This is a genomic window from Pseudideonella sakaiensis (assembly GCF_048320135.1).
Taxonomy (GTDB): Bacteria; Pseudomonadota; Gammaproteobacteria; order Burkholderiales; family Burkholderiaceae_C; genus Ideonella_A; species Ideonella_A sakaiensis_A.
In genome coordinates this window covers 5,504,549-5,530,595 of sequence record NZ_CP182947.1, presented here as the reverse complement: position 1 = coordinate 5,530,595, position 26,047 = coordinate 5,504,549, and the positions used below count along the sequence as shown (strand labels likewise).

Below are 26,047 nucleotides of genomic sequence, written 5' to 3'. Positions count from 1 at the left end.
CTTCAGCCGCGATTCTTGGATTCGGCACCACCCGAATCGGGGCTGAAGCCCCTCCTACAAAATCAGGCCCGTCTTGCGGGCTCAGTGCAGCTTGACGCCCGTCTTTTCCTGCAACTCCTCGCGCGTCACGCCGGGTGCCATCTCGACGACCTTCAGGCCTTCGGGCGTCACGTCCATCACCGCGAGGTCGGTGATGATGCGGTTGACGACACCAACGCCGGTCAGCGGCAACGTGCATTCGGGCAGGATCTTCAGGTCGGTCGTGCCGTCCTTCTTCTTCGCGACATGCTCCATCAGCACGACGACCTGCTTGACGCCGGCCACCAGGTCCATCGCGCCGCCCATGCCCTTGACCATCTTGCCGGGGATCATCCAGTTCGCGAGGTCGCCTTTTTCGCTGACCTGCATCGCGCCGAGGATCGACAGGTTGATCTTGCCGCCGCGGATCATCGCGAAGCTGTCGTGGGAGCCGAAGATCGACGAGCCGGGGATGGTCGTGACGGTCTGCTTGCCGGCATTGATCAGGTCGGCGTCGACCTCGTCCTCGGTCGGGAACGGGCCGATGCCGAGCATGCCGTTTTCGCTTTGCAGCCAGACCTCGATGGCCGGGTCGACGAAATTGGCGACCAGCGTCGGCAGGCCGATGCCGAGGTTGACGTAGTAGCCGTCGCGCAGTTCCTTGGCCGCGCGCGCTGCCATTTGATCGTGTGTCCAGGCCATGTTCAGGCTCCTGCTGCAGAGGTTGATTTCTTCTCGGTGATCGTGCGCTTCTCGATGCGTTTTTCCGGATTCGCATTGACGACCACGCGGTGGATATAGATGCCCGGCAGATGGATCGCGTCCGGATCGAAATCTCCGGTCTCGACGATTTCCTCGACCTCGGCCACCGTCACCTGGCCGGCCATCGCGCAGGCCGGGTTGAAGTTGCGTGCGGTGCGGCGGAAGATCAGGTTGCCGCTCTTGTCCGATTTCCATGCCTTGACCAGCGCGACATCGGGCACCAGCGAGCGTTCCATCACATAGGTGTGGCCGTCGAATTCGCGCGTCTCCTTGCCTTCGGCGACCATCGTTCCGACACCGGTGCGGGTAAAGAAGGCCGGGATGCCGGCGCCACCAGCGCGCAGCTTCTCAGCCAGCGTGCCTTGCGGCGTGAATTCGAGCTCGAGTTCACCGGCCAGGTACTGTCGCTCGAATTCCTTGTTCTCGCCGACGTAGCTGGAGATCATCCGCTTGATCTGCCGCGATTCGAGCAGCAGGCCGAGGCCGAAACCGTCGACGCCGGCATTGTTCGAGATCACCGTCAAGTCCTTGACGCCGCTGTCGCGCAGCGCCGCGATCAATGCCTCCGGAATGCCGCACAGGCCGAAACCTCCGACGGCCATCAACTGGCCGTCCTTGACGAGCCCGTCGAGGGCGGCGGCTGCACTTGGATAAAGCTTTTTCATGCCTCTGGTCCCCTGAATCCGCGCTGCGCCCACTGCGCACCGCAACGACCCCGAGCGTACTGCGTAATCGCTTACGTAGGCGGTACGTAAAATCGCTTAAGCGCTGCTGGCGGAAACCCTCACCTTGGCATTGGAGGCCGGCAGAGGCTCTGTGGGGGCTCGGATTGTGGGAGGGGCTTCAGCCCCGATTTGGGATGGCGGCAAGACAAACAATCGGGGCTGAAGCCCCTCCTACACCTCCGATGCAAGCCCTTTCCGACCCCCCACTCGACTACCGCATCGCCTTCGACATGGCGCCGGTCGGCCTGGTGCTGTCGCGCGAGCGGTTGATCGTCGATTGCAACCAGGCGCTGCTCGACATGTTCTGCACGACGCGGGCGATGCTGGTCGGCCGCAGCTTCGAAGTGCTTTATCCGTCGACCGCCGAATTCGAGCGCACCGGCCAACGTATCCTGACGCAGCTCGACAGCCGCGGCGCCTATGCCGACGAACGGGTGATGAAACGCGTTGGCGGTGCGCGTGCCGGCGAATTGTTCTGGTGCCATGTCGCGGGCCGCGCACTCGATGCACGGGCGCCGCATGCGGCCGGCATCTGGAGTTTCGAGGACCTGTCGTCGCGCCGTCAGCTGAAACTTGAGCTGACGCCCCGCGAACGCGAAATCGCCGCGCTGCTGATCGACGGCCTGACCAGCAAGCTGATCGGCAAGCGGCTGCAGATCAGCCCGCGCACCGTCGATGTCTACCGCGCCCGCTTGATGAAGAAGGTCGGCGCGGCAAGCACGCCGGAACTGGTCAACAAGCTGCTGTCGGCCTGAGCGAGGCTGCCCGTGGGAGGGGCTTCAGCCCTGGCTTCAGCCCCGATTGTCTGCCTGCCGCGATCCCGAATCGCGGCTGAAGCTGCTCCCACGGCAGTATCGCCACAGCAGGCCATGCGCGACCCTTGCCGCATGCCTGTGGGAGGGGCTTCAGCCCCGATTGACTGCCGCCGCGCTCAGCAGCACCTTGCAAAGAGGACTCCGCGCCTCAGGCCAGCTGCTCGCGCAACCAGTCCGGTATCGGTGCCGATTTCTGCTTGCGGAAATCGACCCAGACGGTGCGTGCGCCACCGGACGCGTAGACCACGCCGGGGTCGTCGCAACGCTCGAGCGTCACATAGGTCTCGAAGCTGGTGCGGCCCGGATTCGCGACATAGTGCTTCGCGAGCACGACGCCGGGATATTCGAGCTGCTTCAGGAAGTTGCAGAACGCATTGACGATCACCGGCCCTTCGCCATTCGGATTCGGCGGCGTGCCGAGCTTGTCGAACCAGGCGATGCGGATGATCTCGAAATAGCGGAAATAGACGGTGTTGTTGACATGCCCCATCGCGTCGAGGTCGCCCCAGCGGATCGGCATCGTCATCTCGAAGGCAAGCTTCTTGTCGTCAGGCAGTTCGAATCGCATCGGGCGGACTCCTGTGGGTCAGTCGCGGGTGACGCCGAGTTCGGCATACAGCCGATCGACGAGGCGGCTCAGTTCGCCGACCTGCTGGCGCAGCGAGGCCTGCTGCGCCTTCAGCGCGGCGATTTCACCGCTGGCGACGAAGTCGCCGCTGTCGGCGGCGACCGGCAGCGCCGAGATGTCGACCTCGCCGCACAGCAGCTGCGCCCAGCGGGCCTCACGCGCGCCCGGCGCACGCGGCAGGCGCACGACCAGCGGCCCGCCCTTTTCCTCCGCGCGCTGTGCCAGCTCGTCGAGAAAACCCTCGACCGACGAGGTATCGGCAAAGCGGTGCAGCCGCTCGCAATTCGCGCGCAGTTCGGCGCTGGTCTGCGGGCCGCGCAGCAGCAGCGTCGCCAGCAGCGCGACCGACTGCGACGGCACGCCGAGCACGCGGCCCATGTTGTGTTCGTGACGCGTGACCCGCGAACCGCTGCTTTCGAAGACCAGGTGCAGCGCCTTCAGCGCATCGACCGCATCCTGCACCTCGGCCTCGGTCGCATTGATCACTGGATCGCGCGCGGTTTTCTGGTTGCAGCCGGAGACCAGGCTGTTCAGCGACAACGGGTAACTGTCCGGCACGGTATGCGCCTTCTCGACCAGCACGCCGAGCGCGCGGGCTTCGAGCAGAGACAAGGGACGAAGGGTGGTCATGAATCGCGTTTTTCTTGTGGGAAGGACTTCAGTCCCGATTTCACCGCATGCCAGCAGCCCGAATCGGGGCTGAAGCCCCTCCCACTCAATAAACCATCACACCGAGATTCCCCGGCCTGCACAACCCCGAATCGGCGCTGAAGCCCCTGCCACCTCAGGCCCTCACACCGCGAAGCCATCGTCAGCCTGGATCACCGCGCCATTGATGAAATGGCTTTCATTGGCGCACAACATCACCAGCACCGCATCGAGGTCCTGCGGCTGGCCGACGCGTTTGCGCGGCAGCATGTCGATCAGCTTCTTGCCGGCGTCGGTCTGCCAGTGGTGGTGGTTGATCTCGGTATCGATATAGCCCGGGCACAGCGCATTGACGTTGATGCCGAAGCGCCCCCACTCGAGCGCCATCGCGCGGGTCATGTGGACCACCGCCGCCTTGCTCATGCAGTAGATGCCGATCTGGCTCAGCACGCGCAAACCTGCCATCGACGCGACATTGACGATGCGCCCGCCGGTGAAGGTGCCGGGCGCGGCGCCCTTGGCCCGCGCCAGCATCCGTTTGCCGACTTCCTGCGCGACAAAAAACGCGCCCTTCGTATTGGTATCGAAGACGAAGTCGTAATCGTCCTCGGTGACGTCGACGAGTTTTTGCGTCGTGCTGACGCCGGAGTTGTTGACCAGGATGTCGATCGAGCCCATTTCCGTCTCGGCATGGGCGACCGCGGCCTTGATGCTCGCATGATCGGTGACATCGACCGCAACGACATGCGCATCACCGCCATCGGCCTCGATCTCGGCACGCAGCGCCTTCAGCCGCTCGATGCGACGGCCGGCGAGCACGACCGCCGCTCCGGAGCGCGCCAGCGTCTTTGCAAACTGGGTTCCGAGCCCGCTCGAAGCACCGGTGACCAGGGCCACGCGTCCGGACAAGTCGATCTGGTAGGTCATGCTGCTCTCTCCCTCGTTCGTTTGCTGGACTGCTGACGGGCCCGGCCATCGCACCAGCTCCGGATCGCGCCCCGCAGGCAAGATAGCATGAAGGCGACCGCGTTCCGATTCGCAAACCGCATCGTGCGGCGGCCGCAGACGAGGCGCGCCCGCGTTGGCCGCCCCGGATGTCGTCACTACAATCGTCCGGCTTCGATCAACAGGAATCCGCATGACACCCCAAGCCCTGCTGGAACAATACGGCCCGCGCGAATCGATGGAATACGACGTCGTGGTCGTCGGCGGCGGACCGGCCGGAATGGCCACCGCGATCCGCCTGAAGCAACTCGCAAACGAACAGGGCAAGGAGGTTTCGGTTGTCGTGCTCGAGAAAGGCTCGGAGCCCGGCGCCCACATCTTGAGCGGCGCGATCATCGATCCGAAGGCGCTGAATGAACTGTTCCCGGACTGGAAGGAACGCGGCGCGCCGCTGAACCAGCCGGTGACCACCGACAAGTTCCTGTTTCTGAGCGAAACCGCCGCGAAGGCGACGCCCGACTTCTTCCTGCCCGACTGCTTCAAGAACCACGGCAACTACATCGTCAGCCTCGGCAATGTCGTGCGCTGGCTTGGTGAACAGGCCGAAGCGCTTGGCGTCGAAGTGTTTCCAGGCTTTCCGGCCGCCGAGATCCTCTACAACGACGACGGCAGCGTGAAGGGCGTTGCCACCGGCAACCTCGGCATCGGCAAGGACGGCGAGCCGATGGAGAGTTTCCAGCTCGGCATGGAGCTGCACGGCAAATATACGATCTTTGCCGAGGGTTCACGCGGCCACCTCGGCAGGCAGCTGATCAGCCAATTCAAGCTCGACGAAGGCAAGGATCCGCAGAGCTACGGCATCGGCCTGAAGGAACTGTGGGAGATCGACCCGGCGAAACACCAGCCCGGCCTCGTCGTCCATACCGCCGGTTGGCCGCTCGATGACAACACCTATGGCGGCTCGTTCCTGTACCACGCCGACAACAACCAGGTTGCACTCGGCTTTGTCGTCGGCCTCGATTATGCAAACCCGTGGCTGAGCCCGTTCGAGGAATTCCAGCGCTGGAAGACGCACCCGGAAATCCGCCAATACCTCGACGGCGGCAAACGCATCAGCTATGGCGCGCGGGCAATCACTGCCGGCGGCATCCTGAGCCTGCCGAAGACGGTATTTCCGGGCGGCGCGCTGGTCGGCTGCGAGGCCGGCTACCTGAATGTCAGCCGCATCAAGGGCAGCCATGCGGCGATCAAGACCGGCATGCTGGCCGCCGAAGCGGCGTTTGCCGCCGTCACCGGCGGCCGCCAGCACGACGAGCTGAGCGACTATCCGCAGGCATTCCGCGACAGCTGGCTGCACGACGAACTCGACCGCGCGCGCAACTTCAAGCAGTGGTTCAAGAAGGGCCGCAGCACCGCGACGCTGATGACCGGCATTGAGCAATGGCTGCTGCCGAAGATCGGCTTCAAGGCACCGCCATGGACGATCCACCGCACCGCCGCCGACCACACCTACCTGAAGCCGGCAGCCGAATGCGCGCAGATCAGCTATCCGAAACCCGACGGCAAGCTGACCTTCGACCGGCTGTCGAGTGTCTTCATCAGCAATACCAATCACGAGGAACAGCAGCCGGCACACCTGACGCTGAAGGATGCGAGCGTGCCGGTCGACGTCAACCTCGCGAAATATGCCGGCCCGGAAAGCCGCTATTGCCCGGCCGGTGTCTATGAATTCGTCAAGGGTCCTGACGACAGCGACCGGCTGCAGATCAATGCGCAGAACTGCGTGCATTGCAAAACCTGCGACATCAAGGATCCGACCCAGAATATCGTCTGGGTGACGCCCGAAGGCGGCGGCGGGCCGAACTATTCGGGCATGTGATCGCCTGCAGCCTGTGGGGCAGCGGCTCGGCGAGCCGCAACGGCGGCGAGCCGGCGACTGATCGATGAACATCGACGCGGCGCAGGCACGGCAGCTGCTGCTGGTCCGCGCGTTCGAGACCGACGCGGCGGCGGCGCCGACAGCGCCCAATGCCGAGGTCAGAGGCCTGCACTGGACGGCCGATGATGCCGACTGGGCCAGCACCGAGGCACTGCGCCAAGTCGGCGAGCAGGCGCCTGCCGAACAGTGGCTGACAAGCCGCGCGGCACTGGCCAGCGAACGGCTGGTGCAACGTGAGCCGAAGCTGGCGCAACTGCTGCGTGCAGGCGCCGCCGGCACGGCGTGGACGATCGCCGCACTGGTCGGCCTGGCCCTGCTCGCCGGCCTGGCCAGCTATGCAGTCGGCCCGGACCGCCGCATCAACCTGCTCGCACCACCGCTGCTCGCGGTGATGGCGTGGAACCTCGCCGTGTACCTCGTGTTGTTGCTGCAACTGCTGCGCCGCCGCGACAGCGGCGATGAGCCGGGCGGCGGCTGGTTGCGGCGGGTGCTGCGGACGCTGGCGGGCAGATTCGCAAAACCATCCGGAAGCAGCCTCGTTTCGCCGCCGGTCCAGGCCTTTGCCACAAGCTGGGCGCGGGCCAGTCAGCCGCTGCAGATGGCCCGGCTTGCGACCGTGCTGCACTTGGCGGCGCTGGCGGTTGCCGCCGGCGCATTGCTCGCGCTGTATGCGCGTGGCCTCGCATTCGAATACCGCGCCGGCTGGGACAGCACCTTCCTCGATGTCGATACCGTGCACCGCTGGTTGCGCACGCTGCTGGCGCCGGCGCTCGCGATCACTGGCTCGGCGCTGCCCGATCCACAGCAGCTGCAGGCACTGCGTTTTGCAGGAGGCGGCGGCGAACCTGCGGCGCGCTGGATCCATTGGTACGCAATCACCACCGCGCTGGTGATGTCGCCGCGCCTGCTGCTCGCCGTGGTGGCGATCTGGCGCACCCGCCGCTTGCGCCGGCGCTTTCCGCTGGCGCTCGACGAGCGGTATTTCCAGCGCCTGCTGCAGTGGCTGGCACATTCGCGCGACCAAACCAGCCACCTGGCAGTCGTCCAGCCGTATGCATTTCGTGCCGCGACATCGTTGCAGGCGCCGCTGGCGGCGGCGATCGATGCCGAATTCGGGCCCGGCCTGCAGGTTGCGGTGCTGCCCGAGATCCCGCTCGGCAACGAGGACAGTCTGGCGAGCGACTGGCCGCGCACGACAAGCGGCGAAGGCCGCATCGACCTGTTGCTGCCGCTGTTTGCACTCAGCGCAACCCCTGAACTGGAGACCCACGGCCAGTTCTTGAAGCTGCTGCTGGCGCGCGCAGGAGCCGTCGGCGGCCAGCCGCGCTTTCGGGCACTGATCGACGAATCGGGTTTTCGCCAACGGCTCGCCGGGCCTGAGCTGCACAATCGGCTGCAGCAGCGACGCGCCGCATGGCAGAAACTGCTCGACGCCGCCGGCGCCGGCGACGCCTTGTTCATCGACCTGAGCAATCCCGAATCCAGCGCGGCCACCGACCGATGAGCCCAACCGCCTCGACGATCTCGATCAGCCTGATCTCGCACACCAACGTCGGCAAGACGACCTTGGCGCGCACACTGCTGCGCCGCGATATCGGCGATGTGCGCGACGAGGCCCATGTGACGCAGGAGCTCGAGCGGCAGCGGATGATCGAGACGCCGGCCGGCGACCGGCTGGAGTTGTGGGACACGCCGGGCTTTGGCGACAGCCAGCGGCTCGCGAAACGACTCGCGCAATCGGGCCAGCCGATCGGCTGGTTTCTGGTCGAGGTCTGGGACCGCTTCCGCGACCGCGCGTTCTGGCTCAACCAGCGGGCACTGCGCCATGTGCTCGAACAGGCCGATGTCGTGCTGTATCTGGTCAATGCCGCAGAGGAGCCGGAAGACGCGGCCTACCTCGAATCCGAACTCGAGATCCTCGGCCTGATCGGCAAGCCGGTGCTGGTGCTGCTGAACCAGCTCGGCCAGCCGCGCGGCGCGACCGACGAGGCGGCCGAGATCGCCCGCTGGCGCGCGACGGCCTTGCGGCACCGCAGCGTCAGCGAGGTGCTGGCCTTCGATGCTTTTGCCCGCTGCTGGATTGCCGAGGCGGTGCTGCTGCGCGCGATCGCGCGGCTGCTGCCTGCCGCACAGCAGCCGGCTTTCGAACGCCTGCAAGCGGCCTGGGTCGAGCGCAGCAGCAGCACCTGGAAGCAGTCGATGCGCGTGCTGGCCGGTCGCCTCGCCCGCGCCGCCTTCGATCGCGAGGTCGTGCCGGGCGGCGGTTTCAGCGGCCGCGTGAAGGAACTCGGCGCCGCACTGGGGCTGCGCCGCGACGGCGATGTGACGCCGCGCGAAGCGGCGATGCAGGCGCTGGCAGCGCGGCTCGACGAGGATGTGAGACACAGCACCAACCAGCTGATCCGGCTGCACGGTCTGGACGGCAATGCCGGCGCCCATGTATTGACCCTGCTGGCCGAACATTTTGCCGCCAGGCAACCGGTCGACGAGCAGCGCGCGGCGATCTGGGGCGGCCTGGTGACCGGCGCACTGACCGGATTGAAGGCCGATCTCGCAAGCGGCGGCCTGACGCTCGGTGGCGGCCTGCTTGCCGGTGGCGCACTCGGCGCGCTCGGTGCGGCGGGGCTCGCAAAAGGCTACAACCTGCTGCGCGGTGTCGACCAGCCGACGCTGGCCTGGACCAACAAGGTACTCGACGACCTGACGCATGCCGCGCTGCTGACCTACCTGGCCGTCGCCCACCATGGCCGCGGCCGCGGTGAATGGGCCGAGGCCGTGCATCCGGCGCACTGGCAGGACCAGGTCGATGCCGCGCTGCAGCCCCACCATGAGCATCTGCACGCCTTGTGGGAACGCGCTCGCAATGCCGGCGACGATGCCGAGCGGCGCAGCGTACAGGCGCATCTGCAGGATTTTCTCGCCGACCGCAGCGCCGAACTGCTGCTCGCGATGTACCCGCTGGCGCGGCCGGAAGACCTCGGGCGGGCGCCGGCCGGCACCAGATCAATCGGGAGCGGTCCGGTCGATACGCGCGACGCGGCGGCTGGGTAGGCTGCTGTCTCGGCCGCAGCCTGGTGCGCCACGCAGCCTCAGAACCAGCGGCGGACGCTCCGCATGTAGCCGCGATAAGCCTCGCCGAATCTGGCTTGCAGCGCCCGCTCCTCCGGTTGGATCTGGAAGCAGTTCATGTAGACGACATACAGCGCGACGCCGAGCAGTGATACCGGGTTCGCAAGAAAAACCGCCCAGCCAACGAGCGCGAGCAGAAAACCCGCATACATCGGATTGCGGCTGTGGCGATAGATCCCGGACGAAACGATCGCCGACGACGCTTCGGGCGTCATCGGGTTGACGGTGGTCCGAGCGCGGCGGAATTCAACGACACCGGCCAACGCAATCGCAAACCCGGCGACCACGAACAGCGCGGCCAGCACGACACGCAGTGGCAGAACAAGCGCCGCTGACGGGAAAAGCCGTGCCAGCAGCCACATCGCCGCAGCGGCGAGCAGCACCACCGCCACCGGCGGCACACGCAATTCGAGTGCGCGACGCAGATCGGATCGAGTTCTCACAGTGCTACCGGCGCGCCCAGCCGTTCAGTCGATCAGGCCGCGGTCCTTCAGCATCGGCTCGATCCGCGCATCGCGGCCGCGGAATTCGCGGTAGGTCGCGCCCGGCTCGACGCTGTTGCCGCTGCTGTAGATGCAACGTTTCAGGCGTTCGGAAGTGGCCGGATCGAACGGGTTGCCGGCCTCGACAAAGGCATCGTAGGCGTCGGCGTCGAGCACCTCGGCCCACAAATACACGTAGTAGCCGGCGGCATAGCTGGCGCCGGCAAACAGGTGCTGGAAATGCGGCAGCCGGTGGTTCAGGCCGATACCGTGCGGCAGCCCGCGCTCGGCAAGCACTTTCGCCTCGAAGGCGACGACATCGTCGATCGGTTCTGCACTCTGGTGCGCCGCCATGTCGACGATCGCACTCGCGGTGTAGCGCAGCGTTTCGTAGGCCTGGCCGAACTGACGCGCCGCCTCGATGCGGTCGATCAGCGCATCGGGAATCGGCTCGCCGGTCTGCCAGTGGCGGGCGTGTTCGCGCAGCACCTGGCGCTCCTGCGCCCAGTGCTCGAACAGCTGCGAAGGCAGCTCGACAAAATCGCGCAGCACCCGCGTTCCCGACAGCCGCTGGTAATTGACGTTCGACAACAGCCCGTGCAGGCCGTGGCCGAATTCATGGAACAGCGTGCGCACGTCGTCAGGCGACAGCAGCGTCGGCTGGCCCGGCGCGGCCTTTGCAAAATTGTTGTTGTTCAACACCACCGGCCACTGCACGCGGCCATTGCGGTGCTGGTTGCTGATCGTGTTCATCCAGGCGCCGCTGCGTTTTGTCGCACGGGCGAAGTTGTCGTGCAGGAACAGGCCGATCGCGGCGCCGTCGGCGCCATTGACCTGGTAGACATCGACATCGGCGTGATAGGCGCGCAGGTCGTCGCGGCGAACGAAGTCGATGCCGAACAGACGTTTCGCGCAGTCGAATGCGGCATTGACCATTGCCGGCAGCGGAAAATAAGGCTTGACCGCGGCCTCGTCGAGCGCGAAGTGGTTCTGCCGCACCTTCTCGGCCCAGTAACGCCAGTCCCAGGCCTCGATCACGCCGTCGTGCTCGCCGGCCGCCTTTTTTGCCTCGATCAGCAACGCGCGTTCGCGCTCGGCCGCCGGCAGCGCCCGCTGCCAGACCTCGTCGAGCAGCGCCCAGACACGTTCCGGCTTGCCGGCCATCGTATCGGCCAGTGCATGGTCGGCAAAGGTCGCGTGGCCGAGCAAGGCCGCCTGTTCGCGGCGCAGCTTCAGGATTTCGCTGGCGATCGGTCGGTTGTCGTGATCGCCGGCATGCTCGCCGCGGCTGGTCCAGGCGCGCCACGCCGATTCGCGCAGGTCGCGCCGTTCCGAGAAGCTGAGGAACGGCACGATCAGCGAGCGCGACAAGGTGATCACCGCGCCCGGCAGGCCGCGCTCGGCCGCCGCCTGCTGCGCCGCTGCGCGGACGAATTCCGGCAGCCCGGCCATCGCCGCCTCGTCGGAAAGCGACAGCGTGAATGCCGATTCGTCGTGCAATACGTTTTGACCGAAAGCCGTCGTCAGTTCGGCCAGCCGCTGCACGACCGCCGCATAACGCTGGCGTTCGGACGGCGCCAGCGCTGCGCCGGCGCGGACAAAATCGAGATGAACCCGCTCGACCAGCCGTCGCTGCTCGGTCGTCAACCCGGCCGTCTCGCGACTGGCGTATACGGCGTCGATGCGGGCAAACAAGGCCGCATCCTGATGCACCGCCGACCAGTGCGCGGCCAGCGGGCCGGCCATCTCGCGCTGCACCGCCTGCAGTTGCGGCGAGGTCGCCGACGAGGTCAGGCTGTGGAAGATTGCCTCGGTGCGGCGCAGCGCCTCGCCGGCGCGGTCGAAGGCAGCCAGCGTATTGTCGAAATCGGCAGCGGCCGACTGGTCGCTGATGCGTTGCAGTTCGTCGCGGTGCGCGAGCATCGCGCGCTGCAGCGCGGGGCGGAAATCGTCGGCGCCGATGCGGTCGAAGGCCGGCAGGCTGGCCGGTGCGTCCCAGTCGGCGAGCACGGCGTTGAGGGGCATGTCCATGGAGCGCAAATCCTGTCGTGTTGGCTGCGAATGCAGCAAATTTCGGCCGTCTGTCACGGTGGCCGGCCGGCGATGATGCCATCGCTGCGGGCAAAGGGTTATTCTTGCCTTGCTGCTCGATCCGAGCCTTTCGTCACCCCGGTGAAGGACCAGCCGATGTGCCGCTGCAGGCACGACACCCAACATGCTCCGACCGAGCATTCGGCCGAATGGCTGAACGACGCCGGCCGCGTCGTGCACCCGGCGGCGCCGCTCGGCGTCGGCGGCCCCGGCGCCTTCCGTTCACCGGGCGTTTTTGCCAGCGACGACGGCAATGAGCTGTTGCCGCATCCACGCTCTCCGGCGGTAAAGATCGTCGATCCGGCGCTGGTCAAGCAGGCCGACGAACTGCAGGCCGCGAAGGTCGTGCGGCAGGCGCCGCCGAAGGTCGCCGCCGACAGCACCGAGGTGATCCGCGGCATTTCGGTCACGCTGAAGAAGGACGGCACCGGGCCGGTCAACAAAGTCGGCGACGCCAAGACCGACATCATCAGCACGCCGACCGGCAAGGTGACTTATCAGGCGGACGCCAAGAACATCGTCACCAGCGTCAGCAACAACCTCACATGGGCGGTGACGATCGTCACCCTCTACGGCGCCGGCAAGCCGGAAGACGACTCGGCCTATGGCCGCGGCACGACGAAGGAAGACAAGGAGGCCGGCAATGTCACGCTAGGGTTCCACGAGGCCTGCCACCGCAACGACCTGATGAACTACCTGCGCAATACCGCGGTGCCGGTGCTCGGCGCGAAGAAGGACCAGTCGACGACCGAGGCAAACAAGGAGATCGACAAATACATGAAGGCCTGGGCAGCCTATTTCCAGGCGGCGCGCGACGGGACCATCACCTCGACCGACGAGGTCGGCGACCCGACGATGAGCGAATTCGACGCCGCGGAATAGCCGCTAGCTCTTCCAGTCCGGTTTGCGCTTGTCGATGAAGGCCTGCACACCCTCGAGTGCCGCCTCGTCCATCATGTTGCAGGCCATCGCATTGCCGGCATCGTCGTAGGCGGCCTCGATGCCCTTCTCGAGCTGGCGGTAGAACAGTGATTTGCCGATCGACACGGCAACCCGCGGCTTCGCGGTGATGCTGGCGGCCAGCGCGCTGGCCGCCGCATCGAGTTCGTCGGGCGCAACGACGCGGTTGACCAGCCCCTTGGCCATGGCCTCGTCGGCGCTGATGAAGTCTCCGGTGACGAGCATCTCGAACGCCGCCTTGCGGCCGAGGTTGCGGCTCAGCGCGACCGCCGGCGTCGAACAGAACAGGCCGAGGTTGACGCCGCTGACGGCAAACCGGGCCTGCTTCGATGCCACCGCGAGGTCGCAGGTCGCAACCAACTGGCAGCCGGCCGCGGTTGCCACACCCTGCACCTTCGCGATCACCGGTACCGGCAGCTGCTGGATCGCCATCATCATCCGGCCGCAGCGGGCAAACAGCTCGCGGTAATACGCTGTCGACGGTTCGGCGCGCATCTCCTTCAGATCGTGGCCGGCGCAGAACGCCCTGCCCTTTGCGGCAAGGATCACGACGCGCACCGACTCATCGGTGGCGATCGCATCGAACTGCCGCTGCAGCGCCTCCAGCATCGCCTCACTCAGCGCATTGAACGAATCGGGACGGTTCATCGTCAAGGTGACGATGCCGCCGGCATCCTGCTCATGCAGCAACAGGCTTTGCTGCTGTTCGCCACTGCTCATCTTCGTACCCCCTTCTCGGTTCAGTCGCCGCGCTGTGCTTCCACTCTAGCCATTCTCGCGTGCCCGTTCGCGCAGCAGAAATTTCTGGATCTTGCCGGTGGAGGTTTTCGGAATTTCCTCGAAGCGCACCTCGCGCGGCAGCTTGTAGCTGGCGAGCAGCTTTCTGCAATGCTCGAGCAGTTCGGCTGCGTTGACCTCGGCGCCAGCGCGGGTCTCGACGAAGGCGACCGGCGTCTCGCCCCATTTCGGGTCGGGCCGCGCGACGACCGCACACGCCAGCACCGCCGGATGGCGGTACAAGGCGTCCTCGACCTCGATCGAGCTGATGTTCTCGCCGCCGCTGATGATGATGTCCTTGCTGCGGTCCTTGATCTTCACGTAGCGGTCGGCTTCCATCACCGCCAGATCGCCGGTATGGAACCAGCCACCGTCGAAGGCCTGCCGGGTTGCGGTCGGGTTTTTCAGATAACCCTTCATCACGATGTTGCCGCGGAACATGATCTCGCCGACCGTCGCGCCATCGGCCGGCGTCTCGCTCATCGACTGCGGGTCCATCACGGTCATGCCCTCCTGCAACGCATAACGAACGCCCTGCCGGCCATTCAGCCGGGTCTGCTCCGACAGGTCTTCGTCTGCCCAACTGCGCCGCTTGACGGCCACCGACGCCGGGCCATAAACCTCGGTCAAGCCGTAGACATGGGTGATGTCGAATCCGATCTTCGCCATGCCTTCGATCATCGACGCCGGTGGCGCGGCGCCGGCGACCATGCCGCGCACCCGCTGGCCGATGCCCTCGCGCATCTGCTCCGGTGCTGCGATCAACAGGTTGTGGACGATCGGTGCGGCGCAATAGTGGTCGACCCGGTGCTCGCGCATCGCTGCCAGAATCGACCCGGCCTCGACCCTGCGCAGGCAGACATGGGTGCCGCCGAGCATCGCCACCGTCCACGGAAAACACCAGCCGTTGCAATGGAACATCGGCAAGGTCCACAGATAGACCGGAAAGTTCGGCATCGTCCACGTCGCGGCGTTGCTGACCGCATTCAGATAGGCGCCCCGGTGGTGGGTCACGACACCTTTCGGATCCCCGGTGGTGCCGCTGGTGTAGCTGACGGCGATCGCATCCCATTCGTCGACCGGCCCGGCCAGCCGCTCGACCGGTTCGTGCGCGGCCAGCCACGATTCGTATTCGAGGCTGCCAACACGGTCGGCCGGGCCGTCGAATTCGCTGTCGCAGACATCGACCACAACCGGGCTGCGGCCGAATTCATCCTTCAAAACCGCCAGTGCCTCGCCGATCGTCGGTGCAAATTCACAATCGGTGATCAGCACCTCGGCTTCGCAATGATTGAGCTGCCAGGCCAGCAGCCGGGCATCGAGGCGGATATTCAAGGTATTCAGCACCGCGTTGACCGCCGGCACCGCATAGTGCGCCTCGATCATCTCCGGCGTATTCGGCAACATCACGCTGACCGTGCTGCCGCGCCCGATACCGAAGCCCTGCAATGCACTCGCAAGCCGCGCCGCACGATCCCGCAACTGCGCCCAGTTGTAGCGCCGCCGGCCATGGATCACCGCCGGCAGATCGGCAAACACCTCGGCGCTGCGCTCGACGAAGCTGACTGGCGACAGCGGCACGAAATTGGCGTCGCACTTGTCGAGGTCGCGTTCGTAGATGCTGCTCATCCTGTCTCTCCGCCGATGGCCGGTGCCCGGCAACCAGCTCAGAATAACTGCTCCGCGCAGTGGTGCAAGCGGGCCAGTTTGCGGGTGATCAAAGCTTCGCTGGATAGTTTGGTCGGAGACTGTTTGCGGCCCGGAGCGGCCGTTGTTTTCGCGCGGGGCTGACTTTTGTAGGAGGGGCTTCAGCCCCGATTCGGGCTGGTGGCATATGCCTGTTTCGCATTCGCCGACCGAGCGGCGCGGCAGGCGGCACCCGGTCGTGGCTCATGATGCGGCGGTCCTCGCTGGCGCTCGGGCTGCGCTGCGATGCTCGGGCCAGCGTCGCGCGGCGGAACTCGCTACGTTCGCTGCGCTCACTGCGCTCGGACAACCGCCGCGAGCATGGTTGTTGATGCTCGCTGCGCTCGCCGACCCTGGCCCTGCGCTTCTCGCCGCCGCATAAATCGCCCCGCCCGGGCACCGCCTGCCGCGCTGCACCGCTGGTGACTTCGTCGAAGTCCTCGGTGCTGCCGCAAAGGCGCGGGCGGGTGGCTGCTGGCGCGCATATGCGCAGCCGAGAAGCACAGGGCTTGTGGCCCGCGAGCGCAGCGAGCATCAACAACTGGCTTGTCGCGGACTGTCTGAGCGGAACGAGCGAAGCGAGTGCAGCGAGTTTCCGCGACGGGCGACAAGACCGAGCATCGCAGGGAACCCGAGCGCCCGGCGCGAGGGCAAGCATCTAAGCGCCAGTGGCCGCCCGACCGCGCCTTTGCTCTCGTCTCTGTGCCTGACGATTCGCAGTCGTGCAAGAGCCCGAATCGGGGCTGAAGCCCCTCCCACAATAGTCAGCGCCGCCTGCGAGCTCGATGTCCGCTCCGCGCCGGAAGCGGGTCTTTATCAGCCAGCAGCGAACGCCAGTTCGCATCCACCGCGCATTCCGACCCGTCTGCCGCCGGGGCTATACTGCTTCGGCCAGGAGAGAGTCTGCCCCGAGCAGGCCGCCGAAGGCGCAGAGGCGGGTCGCGACGACTGTTTCGAACGCTCAGGCAAAAGGACTGGCAAGCGCCCGCGGGCTGGAAGCGGCAGGCGTTCCTCGCTGGAGAGAGGTCTGCGCGAGCAGGCCCACCGAAGGGGCAAGCGGAGGCTCACGTCACCGCCAATCTCTCAGGTAAAGCGGACAGAGAGGGCATCGCAGAAACCGAGCATGGCATCCGCCATGGTCCGGATCATCGAGTGCCTTCGGAGTTCGCCATGACCAACAGCCAGCCAGCCACCCTGCACCGCACGCCGCTGCACCAGTTGCACCTCGAACTCGGTGCGCGAATGGTGCCATTTGCCGGCTACGAGATGCCGGTGCAATACCGCGACGGCATCATTGCCGAACACAAGCATTGCCGCAGCCAGGCGGCGCTGTTCGATGTCTCGCACATGGGGCAGTTGCGGCTGATCGGTGCCGATGCGGCAAAGGCGCTCGAAAGCGTCGTGCCGATGGACATCATCGGGCTGGGCGTCGGCAAGCAACGTTATGCCTTGCTGACCAATGCCAGCGGCGGCATCCTCGACGACCTGATGGTCAGCCGGCCGGAAGCCGGATCGGGTTTCGGCGACCTTTTCCTGGTCGTCAATGCAGCCCGCAAACAGGCCGATACCGCCCACCTGCTGACCCACATCGGCCACCGCTGCCACGTGCAACCGCTCGCCGACCGTGCGTTGCTCGCGCTGCAGGGACCGCAGGCGGCCGCCGCACTGGCCCGGCTCAATGCCAAGGTCGCCGAGTTGACCTTCATGAGCGGCGGCGTATTCAAGCTGCATGGCAGCGACTGTTTTGTCACCCGCTCGGGCTATACCGGCGAGGACGGTTTCGAGATCTCGGTTGCCGCCGATCGCGCGCATGACCTGGCCCGCCAGCTGCTCGCGCAGCCCGAGGTGAAGCCGGCCGGGCTTGGCGCGCGCGACACCTTGCGGCTCGAGGCCGGCTTGTGCCTGTACGGCCACGATATCAACGAGACGACGACACCGGTCGAGGCCGGCCTGAGCTGGGCGATCCAGAAGGTCCGGCGCGCCGGCGGCGAGCGCGCGGGCGGCTATCCCGGCGCCACCGTGATCGATGCGCAGTTTGCGACCGGACCGACCAACAAGCGGATCGGGCTGGTTGGTCTCGAGCGGGTGCCGGTGCGTGAATGCACCAAGATCGTCGATTCGCACGGCCACGGGCTTGGCGTCGTCACCAGCGGCACGCTGGCGCCGACGATCGACAAGCCGATCGCGATGGCCTACCTGCCGACCAACCACGCCCAGTTGCGCGGCGAGGTGCATGCATCGGTGCGTGGCAAGACCGTTCCGATGCAGATCACCGCGATGCCGTTTGTGCCGCATCGCTATTTCCGCGGCTGATCGACGCGCTTCGACCCACCACTTTCCAACCGAGGAGACTCCGATGACGACGATGTATACGCAAGACCATGAATGGATCAATATCGAGGACCATGAAGCCGCCACGGTCGGCATCACCTTGCATGCGCAGGATGCGCTCGGCGACGTTGTCTTTGTCGAACTGCCTGCGGTCGGCACGACCTTCGCCAAAGGCGATGTCGCCGGCGTCGTCGAATCGGTGAAGGCAGCGGCCGACCTGTACATGCCGGTCAGCGGCGAGATCGTCGAAGTCAACGAGGCGCTGCGCGCCGACCCGTCGCTGGCCAATTCCGATCCGCTCGGCGAGGGCTGGTTTTTCAAGGTCCACCTGAGCGACATGGGCGAGTTCGAGCAATTGATGGATGCGCCGGCCTACGACGCGCTCGTCAAGTCGCTCTGAGCCCTGCCCCGCCCGCCGCCTCGCCACCCACACCCACTGCGATACCAGATGCTGATGTCCGCCAAACCCTCGCTCGCCGAGCTCGAAGCCTGCGACGAATTCGTCGCCCGCCACATCGGCATCGAAGCCGATGAAGAACCGCGGATGCTCGCGGCGATCGCGCCGTCCAAGTCGGGGCTGACCCGCAGCGCCTTGATCGATGCGATCGTGCCGAAATCGATCCGCCGCGCCGAGCCGATGGCCTTGCCGGCGGCAATCGGCGAAGCCCAGGCGCTGGCCGAGCTGCGGCGCATCGCGGCATCGAACCAGGTGCTGAAAAGCTTCATCGGCCAGGGTTACCACGGCACCCATACGCCGGGCGTGATCCTGCGCAACGTGCTCGAGAACCCGGCCTGGTATACCGCGTATACGCCGTACCAGGCGGAGATCTCGCAAGGCCGGATGGAGGCGCTGGTCAATTTCCAGACGATGGTGACCGACCTGACCGGCATGGCGATCGCGAATGCGTCGATGCTCGACGAGGCCACCTCGGCGGCCGAAGCAATGACGCTGGCACTGCGCGTGGGCAAGAGCAAATCGCTGCGCCTCGTCGTCGCCCACGACGTGTTGCCGCAGACGATCGAGGTGGTTCGCACCCGCGCCCGGCCGCTTGGCATCGAGGTCGCCTGCGTCCATGCAACCGAGATCGCCGCCGACGTCGCCCGGCAGCCGGCATTCGCGGTGCTGCTGCAATACCCGGGGGTATACGGCGCGGTTCGCGAGATGCAGCCAATCGTCGACGCGGTGCACAAGCAGGACGGTCTGGCGATCGTCGCCGCCGACCTGCTGGCGCTGACGCTGCTGCTGCCGCCGGGCGAATTCGGCGCCGACATCGTCGTCGGCAATACCCAGCGCTTCGGCATGCCGATGGGCAATGGCGGGCCGCATGCGGCCTATATCGCAACCCGCGACGAATTCAAGCGGTCGCTGCCGGGACGGCTGGTCGGCATCAGTGTCGATGCCCACGGCAACCCGGCGTATCGGCTGGCGCTGCAGACGCGCGAACAGCATATCCGGCGCGAGAAGGCGACCTCGAACATCTGCACCGCACAGGTGCTGCCGGCGGTGGTCGCCAGCATGTACGCCGTTTATCACGGGCCGGCAGGGCTGCGCCGGATTGCCCGGCGCGTCGCCGCCTATACCGCGATCCTCGCGAACGGCCTGCGCCAGCTCGGTTGCAAGCTGCTGCACGACACCGCGTTCGACACGCTGCAGATCGAGGTCGGCAAGCGCCGCGACGAACTGCTCGCACAGGCGCGCCTGCTCGGCATGAACCTGCGCGCGGCGAGTGCCGATACGCTCGGCATCACGCTCGACGAAACGACGACGCGCGCCGACCTCGCCACACTGCTGAGCCTGTTTGCCGACGGCCAGCCGGCGCCGGATATCGCGCACGAGGAATCCGCCCCATCGATGATCCCGGCCGCGCTGCAGCGCAAGTCGGGCTTCCTCGAGCACCCGGTCTTCAACCGCCACCACAGCGAAACCGAGATGCTGCGTTATATCCGCAGCCTGTCGGACAAGGACCTGGCGCTCGACCGCTCGATGATCCCACTCGGCTCGTGCACGATGAAGCTGAATGCAACCAGCGAGATGATCCCGATCACCTGGCCGGAATTCGCGCAGATCCACCCATTCGCGCCGGCCGAGCAGCTGCAGGGTTATGCGCAGCTCGACCGCCAGCTCCGCGACTGGCTGTGCCAGGCGACCGGTTATGCCGACATCAGCCTGCAGCCGAATGCCGGCTCGCAGGGCGAATACGCCGGGTTGCTGGCGATCATGGCCTGGCACGAATCGCGCGGCGACGCGCAGCGCAAGGTCTGCCTGATCCCCGAATCGGCGCACGGCACGAATCCGGCCAGCGCGCAGATGGTCGGCATGCGCGTCGTCGTCGTCAAATGCGACGACGAAGGCAATGTCGACCTCGCCGACCTCGAGGCCAAGTGCCAGAAGCACGAGGCCGAACTGGCGGCGATCATGATCACCTACCCGTCGACCTACGGCGTATTCGATCGCCAGGTCAAGGAACTGTGCGAAATGGTGCACCGCCATGGCGGGCGCGTCTATGTCGACGGCGCCAACATGAATGCGCTGGTCGGCGTCGCGGCACCCGGCGGATTCGGCGGCGACGTCAGCCACCTGAACCTGCACAAGACCTTCTGCATTCCGCACGGCGGCGGTGGCCCGGGCGTCGGGCCGGTGTGCGTGGTCGACGACCTGGTGCCCTTCTTGCCTGGCCACCACAGCGCGGGTCTGAACCCGGAATCGACGGTCGGCGCGGTCAGCGCGGCGCCGCTCGGCAACGCGGCGGTGCTGCCGATCAGCTGGATGTACATGCGGATGATGGGCGCCGACGGCCTGCGCGCGGCGACCGAAACCGCGATCCTCAGCGCCAACTACATCGCGGCCCGGCTCGCCGACCACTACGACATCCACTTCAGCGGCAATGTCGACGGGATCTCGGGTGGCGGCGTCGCCCATGAATGCATCCTCGACCTGCGCCCGCTGAAGGAAACCAGCGGCATCGCCGCCGAGGACGTCGCCAAGCGGCTGATCGACTACGGCTTCCATGCGCCGACGCTGAGTTTCCCGGTGCCGGGCACGCTGATGGTCGAACCGACCGAAAGCGAGCCGCTGGCCGAACTCGACCGCTTCTGCGACGCGATGATCGCTATCCGCGACGAGATCCGGCAGGTCGAGACCGGCAGCTGGCCGCGCGACGACAACCCGCTGAAGGCGGCACCCCACACCGCCGAGGTGCTGGTCGCCGACGAATGGACACGCGCCTACAGCCGCGAAACCGCAGCCTACCCGCTGCCGGCACTGCGACGCAGCAAATACTGGTCGCCGGTCGGCCGGGTCGACAACGTCTACGGCGACCGCAACCTGTTCTGTTCCTGCCTGCCGGTCGGGCAAGCCGACGAATAAGGCAGCAATGGCCGTTTCCGTCTTCGACCTGTTCAAGATCGGCATCGGCCCGAGCAGCTCGCACACGGTCGGCCCGATGCGGGCGGCATTGATGTTCGCCCGCAAGCTCGACGGCAGCGGCCACCTCGCGCGGCTCTCGCGCATCAAGGCCGAACTGTTCGGCTCACTCGGCGCCACTGGCAAGGGCCATGGCAGCGACAAGGCGGTGCTGCTCGGCCTCGCCGGCCATGAACCCGATACCGTCGAGATCGAGCAGGTGCCGCAGCTGCTCGAGCAGATTCGCAGCCAGCGGCGACTGGTCGTGCTGGGCCGCCGCGAAATCGCTTTCGACGACAAGACCGACCTCGTCTTCCATCGCCGCCAGCAGCTGCCGCTGCACACCAACGGCATGCGTTTCAGTGCCTTCGACGCCGCCGGCGAAAACATCGACAGCCGCAGCTACTACTCGGTCGGCGGCGGCTTTGTCGTCAGCGACGAGGTCGCGGCCGACGGCTCGCGGCTGAAGGCGATTGCGCCCGACACCACCGCGCTGCCATTGCCGTTCCACTCCGGCGCCGAACTGCTCGAACTGACGCAGCGCGAGAACTGCACGATCGCCGAGGTGATGCGGCGCAATGAGCGCCATTGGCGCAGCGATGCGGAAATCGACGACGGCCTGCTGAAGATCTGGCAGGTGATGCAGGACTGCGTCGAGCGCGGTTGCCGCAGCGACGGTGTATTGCCGGGTGGCTTCAAGGTGCGACGCCGCGCGGCCGATCTGTTTCGCCAGCTGTCCGGCACCTCGCCGCTGCCGAGCCGGGCCGGCGTCCGCTCGGTGATCGGCGGCGCCGGCGATCCGCTCGAGGTGCTCGACTGGGTCAACCTGTTTGCGCTTGCCGTCAACGAGGAGAACGCTGCCGGCGGGCGCGTCGTCACCGCGCCGACCAATGGCGCGGCCGGCATCATCCCGGCGGTGCTGCTGTATTACCGGCGCTTCATTGCCGGCGCCGACGACCGCGGCGTGATCGATTTCCTGCTGACGGCGGCTGCGATCGGCCTGCTCTACAAGGAGAACGCCAGCATCTCCGGCGCCGAGGTCGGCTGCCAGGGCGAGGTCGGCGTCGCCTGCTCGATGGCCGCCGGCGCCTTGTGCGCGCTGCTCGGCGGCAGCCCCGAACAGGTCGAGAATGCGGCCGAGATCGGCATGGAACACCACCTCGGCCTGACCTGCGACCCGGTCGGCGGGCTGGTGCAGATCCCGTGCATCGAGCGCAATGCGATCGCCTCGGTGAAGGCGATCAACGCCGCCCGGATGTCGCTGCGCGGCGACGGCAGCCACCATGTCAGCCTCGACAAGGTGATCAAGACGATGCGCGAGACCGGCGCCGACATGATGAGCAAGTACAAGGAGACCGCACGCGGTGGGCTGGCAGTCAACATCGTCGAATGCTGAAGCCTGCAATGGCATGCGCCGACGCAGTCGGCCGCCGCTGCGGCGTCTATCGGTACTGTCCCGGGGTATGGCCCCTTGGAGCAGCGATTAGCATGCTCCGTTGATAAGCGAACGACCGTTCGCCACCCATCAGGAGACAAGCATGAAGAAGTCGTCTGGCTACACAGCCGTTGCTGCGGCCTTTGCAGCCACCACGTTGCTCGCCGCATGTGGAGGTGGCTCCGGCGAAGGCGGATTCACCACCGACAGCAGCAATGCGCGCGGATCGTTGCAGACGAATCCGCCGCTGCGTGTCACGACGCTGAGCGCGGCCGACCTGAACGCCAGCCTGAACGGCAGCGCCAGCGGCCGCAGCCTGCTGGCGGTGGCCGGAACGCCGAAGTGCGGCGTCGATTTCAACTACCTGCAATACGGCACGGTCGGCGCAAAGGGTGAGGCAACCAATGCCAGCGGCGCACTGATGGTGCCGGTCGGCGCCGATGCCGCCTGCACAGGCGCGCGCCCGGTCGTTCTGTACGCACACGGTACGACGACGGCGAAGGGCTACAACCTCGCCAACGTGCTCGACAGCACCAATGCCGCCTACAACGAGGCCTTGCTGGTTGCTGCGATGTATGCGGCGCAGGGCTTCATCGTCGTCGCGCCGAATTTTGCCGGCTACGACGTGTCGAAGCTCTCCTACCATCCGTATGTCGTCGCCGACCAGCAATCGAAGGACATGATCGATGCGCTGGCCGCTGCACGCAAGGCCCTGCCCGGCGTCAGCGCAGCCGAATCCGGCAAGCTCTTCCTGACCGGTTATTCGGCCGGCGGTTATGTCGCGATGGCGACCCACAAGGCGATGCAGGCGGCCGGCACCACGGTCACCGCGTCGGCGCCGATGTCCGGCCCCTACGCGGTCGAGGCGTTCCTCGACGCGGTGTTCTACGGCAACGTCAATGCCGGCTCGACCGTCTTCGCACCGCTGTTCGTCACCGCCTACCAGCAGGCCTACGGCAACATCTACACCAACCTGACCGACATCTACAACGCGCCCTATGCGGCCGGCCTCGACTCGCTGCTGCCGTCGACCTCGTCGGTGACGACGCTGTTCCAGCAAGGCCGCCTGCCGCAAAGCGCCTTGTTCAGCAGCACGCCGCCGACCGCACCGGCAGGTTCGCCGGCATCGCTGCAGGCAACACTGAATGCGATCACGCCCCCGACGACGCCGGCTGCACAGGCGCCGCTGTTTGCCGCCGGCTTCGGCGCCAGCCCGCTGATCACCAATTCGTATCGCCTGAACTACCTGCTCGACGCGATCGCCAATCCGGATGGCGCGGTGCCGGTGGTGACGACCGGTGCGCCGGCGGCGGCTCCGAAACACCCGCTGCGCATTGCCGCGAAGCTGAACGACATGCGCAGCTGGACGCCTAACCGCCCGATGCTGATGTGTGCCGGCAATGCCGACCCGACCGTCTTCTACAGTGTCAATACGCAGTTGATGCAGGGCTTCTGGAGCGCGCCGTCGCCGGCACGCATGGCAACCGGCCTGCTGACCGTTCTCGACGTCGACTCGGCGCCGTCCGGTGCAAACGATCCGTATGCGACGGTCAAGGGCGGCTTTGCGCAGGCCAAGGCGCAGACCGCGCAGGCCGCGGTTGCCGCCGGCGCCACCGACGGTGGTGCCACCGCGGTGGTCGGCGCCTACCACGGCAGCCTGGTGCCGCCGTTCTGCAATGCGGCCGCCCGCGGTTTCTTCCAGCAGGTGCTGGCCAGCGGCGCCTGAGCGCTGCGATACCCGGCGCGTGAAGGCGCGCCCGGCCTGTTTCGTTCGACCCGACCGCGCCCTGCTGGGCGCGGTTTTTTTGTGATCAGCGATGCTCGACCAGCTTGATGTTTTTGCCCGCCGAGCGGCGCCCGCGGTAACCGCATGGTCGGTCCGAGGGGTCGTCGAACGATCCGAGGACCTGAACGTGCGCCAGGGCGTTGCGCAGGCGCCGAGCCGACGGCACGACCGCGGCGTGATGGTCAGCGTCAGCGATCGTGGCGCGCAGGGCTTTGCTGCCACCGCCGATGTCAGCGAACCTGGCATGAAGGCGGCTTTTGGTCGGGCCCGCGATTTGGCCCATGCGGCGGCCGGGCGTTGCCTGTTCGATGCCGGGCAACTTGCCCCGCAGGGCCGCTCCGGCCGTTATGCGAGCCGCAGCGAGCGGCCGGTGGCGACGACCGCGCTGCGGGAGCGGCTCGATCTGCTGCAGTCGGTCAATGCGTCGATCCGCATCGACGACCGGATCGTCGACTGGACGACCAGCCTGTGGACACTCGACATCGAGCAGCGCTTCATCAGCAGCGGCGGTGCCGATACCTGGCAGCAATGGCAGATCGTCGTTCCGAATATCCTCGCGACCGCCCATTCGCACGGCGTTACGCAGACCCGGTCGGCAGCCGGCCAGTACAACGGTTTTTGTCAGCAAGGCGGCCTCGAGGTGCTCGACCGCGCGCGCTTTGTCGACGACGGCCCGCGGGTGGCCCGCGAGGCGATCGAGCTGACGATGGCGCCGCAGTGTCCGAGCGGCCGCATGGAGCTGCTGCTGATGCCCGACCAGATGATGCTGCAGATCCACGAGTCGATCGGCCATCCGCTCGAGCTCGATCGCATCCTCGGCGACGAGCGCAATTTCGCCGGCACCAGCTTCGTCACGCTCGAGATGTTCGGCGGCTACCGCTACGGCAGCGAACTGCTCAATGTCAGCCACGATCCGCAGCGCGCGGAACAACTCGCCAGTTTTGCCTTCGACGACGACGGCACGCCGGCCGAACGCCGGATGCTGATCGAAAACGGCATCCTGCAGCGTCCGCTCGGCGGCAGCCTGTCGCAGGCGCGTGCGGCAGCCGCCGGCACGCCGCTCGAAGGCGTTGCGACCAGCCGCGCCTGCAGCTGGAACCGCGCACCGATCGACCGCATGAGCAACCTGAACATCGAGGCCGGCGAAACATCGCTCGACGAGATGGTCGGCAGCATCGAATTCGGCGTGATGATGAAAACCAACCAGAGCTGGAGCATCGACGATTCGCGCAACAAGTTCCAGTTCGGCTGCGAATATGGCCGGGTGATCCGCAACGGCCGGCTGGCCGAGGTGGTGCGCAACCCGAACTACCGAGGCGTCAGCGCCACCTTCTGGCGATCGCTGGTGATGGTCGGCGATGCCGAAACCTTCGAGGTGATGGGCACGCCGTTTTGCGGCAAGGGCGAACCATCGCAGGTGATCCGCGTCGGCCATGCGTCGCCGGCCTGCAAATTCACCGATGTGGCCGTTTTCGGCGGTGAATGAG

20 protein-coding genes and 2 riboswitches are annotated in these 26,047 nt (G+C 66.4%); of the genes, 11 read left to right on the top strand and 9 right to left on the bottom strand.

The window, feature by feature from the left end; translation table 11 throughout:
• Window positions 1–81: 81 nt before the first annotated feature.
• Window positions 82–720 (bottom strand): CoA transferase subunit B, encoded by a 639-nt coding sequence (locus tag ACNH6H_RS25240; RefSeq protein ID WP_418321046.1) that lies wholly within the window; start codon window positions 718–720, stop codon window positions 82–84.
• Window positions 721–722: 2 nt separating this feature from the next.
• Complete coding sequence (locus tag ACNH6H_RS25235; protein WP_418321044.1) at window positions 723–1,445, bottom strand: CoA transferase subunit A; 723 nt, start codon at window positions 1,443–1,445, stop codon at window positions 723–725.
• A 242-nt stretch (window positions 1,446–1,687) separates the two neighbouring features.
• Here ACNH6H_RS25235 and ACNH6H_RS25230 point away from each other — a divergent pair, with 242 nt between their 5' ends.
• Window positions 1,688–2,260, top strand: a complete 573-nt coding sequence (locus ACNH6H_RS25230) for a LuxR C-terminal-related transcriptional regulator (RefSeq protein ID WP_418321042.1) — start codon at window positions 1,688–1,690, stop codon at window positions 2,258–2,260.
• Between the two features lie 208 nt (window positions 2,261–2,468).
• Here the strand turns inward: ACNH6H_RS25230 and ACNH6H_RS25225 are convergent, their stop codons facing one another.
• The 3 genes from ACNH6H_RS25225 to ACNH6H_RS25215 all read right to left on the bottom strand — a co-directional run bounded on the left by ACNH6H_RS25225 (window position 2,469) and on the right by ACNH6H_RS25215 (window position 4,523).
• Entirely contained in the window at window positions 2,469–2,888 is a 420-nt protein-coding gene (locus ACNH6H_RS25225; RefSeq protein WP_418321040.1) for an acyl-CoA thioesterase, read from the bottom strand.
• A gap of 18 nt (window positions 2,889–2,906) precedes the next feature.
• On the bottom strand, window positions 2,907–3,578 hold the full coding sequence (locus ACNH6H_RS25220; RefSeq protein WP_418321038.1) for a YceH family protein: 672 nt from the start codon (window positions 3,576–3,578) through the stop codon (window positions 2,907–2,909).
• A gap of 162 nt (window positions 3,579–3,740) precedes the next feature.
• Window positions 3,741–4,523 carry an SDR family oxidoreductase gene (locus tag ACNH6H_RS25215; RefSeq protein WP_418321037.1) on the bottom strand — a complete coding sequence of 261 codons (783 nt, stop codon included), beginning with the start codon at window positions 4,521–4,523 and terminating at the stop codon, window positions 3,741–3,743.
• A 211-nt stretch (window positions 4,524–4,734) separates the two neighbouring features.
• Between ACNH6H_RS25215 and ACNH6H_RS25210 the strand changes: the two genes are divergently transcribed.
• The 3 genes from ACNH6H_RS25210 to ACNH6H_RS25200 all read left to right on the top strand — a co-directional run bounded on the left by ACNH6H_RS25210 (window position 4,735) and on the right by ACNH6H_RS25200 (window position 9,531).
• Window positions 4,735–6,420 (top strand): electron transfer flavoprotein-ubiquinone oxidoreductase, encoded by a 1,686-nt coding sequence (locus ACNH6H_RS25210; RefSeq protein ID WP_418321036.1) that lies wholly within the window; start codon window positions 4,735–4,737, stop codon window positions 6,418–6,420.
• 64 nt (window positions 6,421–6,484) lie between these two features.
• Window positions 6,485–7,984 carry a DUF2868 domain-containing protein gene (locus ACNH6H_RS25205; protein ID WP_418321035.1) on the top strand — a complete coding sequence of 500 codons (1,500 nt, stop codon included), beginning with the start codon at window positions 6,485–6,487 and terminating at the stop codon, window positions 7,982–7,984.
• On the top strand, window positions 7,981–9,531 hold the full coding sequence (locus ACNH6H_RS25200) for a GTPase domain-containing protein (protein WP_418321033.1): 1,551 nt from the start codon (window positions 7,981–7,983) through the stop codon (window positions 9,529–9,531). Before ACNH6H_RS25205 ends, ACNH6H_RS25200 begins: the two co-directional genes overlap by 4 nt.
• Before the next feature lie 38 nt (window positions 9,532–9,569).
• Here the strand turns inward: ACNH6H_RS25200 and ACNH6H_RS25195 are convergent, their stop codons facing one another.
• Complete coding sequence (locus ACNH6H_RS25195) at window positions 9,570–10,052, bottom strand: methyltransferase family protein (protein ID WP_418321032.1); 483 nt, start codon at window positions 10,050–10,052, stop codon at window positions 9,570–9,572.
• A gap of 24 nt (window positions 10,053–10,076) precedes the next feature.
• Complete coding sequence (locus ACNH6H_RS25190) at window positions 10,077–12,122, bottom strand: M3 family metallopeptidase (RefSeq protein WP_418321030.1); 2,046 nt, start codon at window positions 12,120–12,122, stop codon at window positions 10,077–10,079.
• A 156-nt stretch (window positions 12,123–12,278) separates the two neighbouring features.
• On the opposite strand from ACNH6H_RS25190, the gene ACNH6H_RS25185 reads away from it, so the two are divergent.
• On the top strand, window positions 12,279–13,064 hold the full coding sequence (locus tag ACNH6H_RS25185) for a hypothetical protein (protein WP_418321029.1): 786 nt from the start codon (window positions 12,279–12,281) through the stop codon (window positions 13,062–13,064).
• Window positions 13,065–13,067: 3 nt separating this feature from the next.
• Here ACNH6H_RS25185 and ACNH6H_RS25180 read toward each other — a convergent pair whose 3' ends face one another.
• Together ACNH6H_RS25180 and ACNH6H_RS25175 are read right to left on the bottom strand one after the other, a co-directional pair.
• Window positions 13,068–13,862 carry an enoyl-CoA hydratase gene (locus ACNH6H_RS25180; protein WP_418321027.1) on the bottom strand — a complete coding sequence of 265 codons (795 nt, stop codon included), beginning with the start codon at window positions 13,860–13,862 and terminating at the stop codon, window positions 13,068–13,070.
• A gap of 45 nt (window positions 13,863–13,907) precedes the next feature.
• Window positions 13,908–15,548, bottom strand: coding sequence for an acyl-CoA synthetase (locus ACNH6H_RS25175; RefSeq protein ID WP_418321025.1), 1,641 nt, complete (start codon window positions 15,546–15,548; stop codon window positions 13,908–13,910).
• Window positions 15,549–16,487: 939 nt separating this feature from the next.
• A riboswitch (glycine riboswitch) is annotated at window positions 16,488–16,592 on the top strand.
• A gap of 18 nt (window positions 16,593–16,610) precedes the next feature.
• Window positions 16,611–16,715: riboswitch (glycine riboswitch) on the top strand.
• 60 nt (window positions 16,716–16,775) lie between these two features.
• On the opposite strand from ACNH6H_RS25175, the gene gcvT reads away from it, so the two are divergent.
• The 6 genes from gcvT (at window position 16,776) to ACNH6H_RS25145 (ending at window position 26,046) form a co-directional block, all read left to right on the top strand.
• On the top strand, window positions 16,776–17,918 hold the full coding sequence (gcvT, locus tag ACNH6H_RS25170) for a glycine cleavage system aminomethyltransferase GcvT (RefSeq protein WP_418321024.1): 1,143 nt from the start codon (window positions 16,776–16,778) through the stop codon (window positions 17,916–17,918).
• A gap of 43 nt (window positions 17,919–17,961) precedes the next feature.
• Window positions 17,962–18,336 (top strand): glycine cleavage system protein GcvH, encoded by a 375-nt coding sequence (gene gcvH, locus ACNH6H_RS25165; RefSeq protein WP_418321023.1) that lies wholly within the window; start codon window positions 17,962–17,964, stop codon window positions 18,334–18,336.
• Between the two features lie 48 nt (window positions 18,337–18,384).
• On the top strand, window positions 18,385–21,303 hold the full coding sequence (gene gcvP, locus ACNH6H_RS25160) for an aminomethyl-transferring glycine dehydrogenase (RefSeq protein WP_418321021.1): 2,919 nt from the start codon (window positions 18,385–18,387) through the stop codon (window positions 21,301–21,303).
• 7 nt (window positions 21,304–21,310) lie between these two features.
• On the top strand, window positions 21,311–22,735 hold the full coding sequence (locus ACNH6H_RS25155) for an L-serine ammonia-lyase (protein ID WP_418321020.1): 1,425 nt from the start codon (window positions 21,311–21,313) through the stop codon (window positions 22,733–22,735).
• Window positions 22,736–22,877: 142 nt separating this feature from the next.
• A complete protein-coding gene (locus ACNH6H_RS25150; protein WP_418321018.1) occupies window positions 22,878–24,500 on the top strand; it encodes an alpha/beta hydrolase family protein in 1,623 nt (540 codons plus the stop codon).
• Window positions 24,501–24,591: 91 nt separating this feature from the next.
• Window positions 24,592–26,046 (top strand): TldD/PmbA family protein, encoded by a 1,455-nt coding sequence (locus ACNH6H_RS25145; RefSeq protein ID WP_418321016.1) that lies wholly within the window; start codon window positions 24,592–24,594, stop codon window positions 26,044–26,046.
• The last annotated feature ends 1 nt before the right edge of the window (window position 26,047 follow it).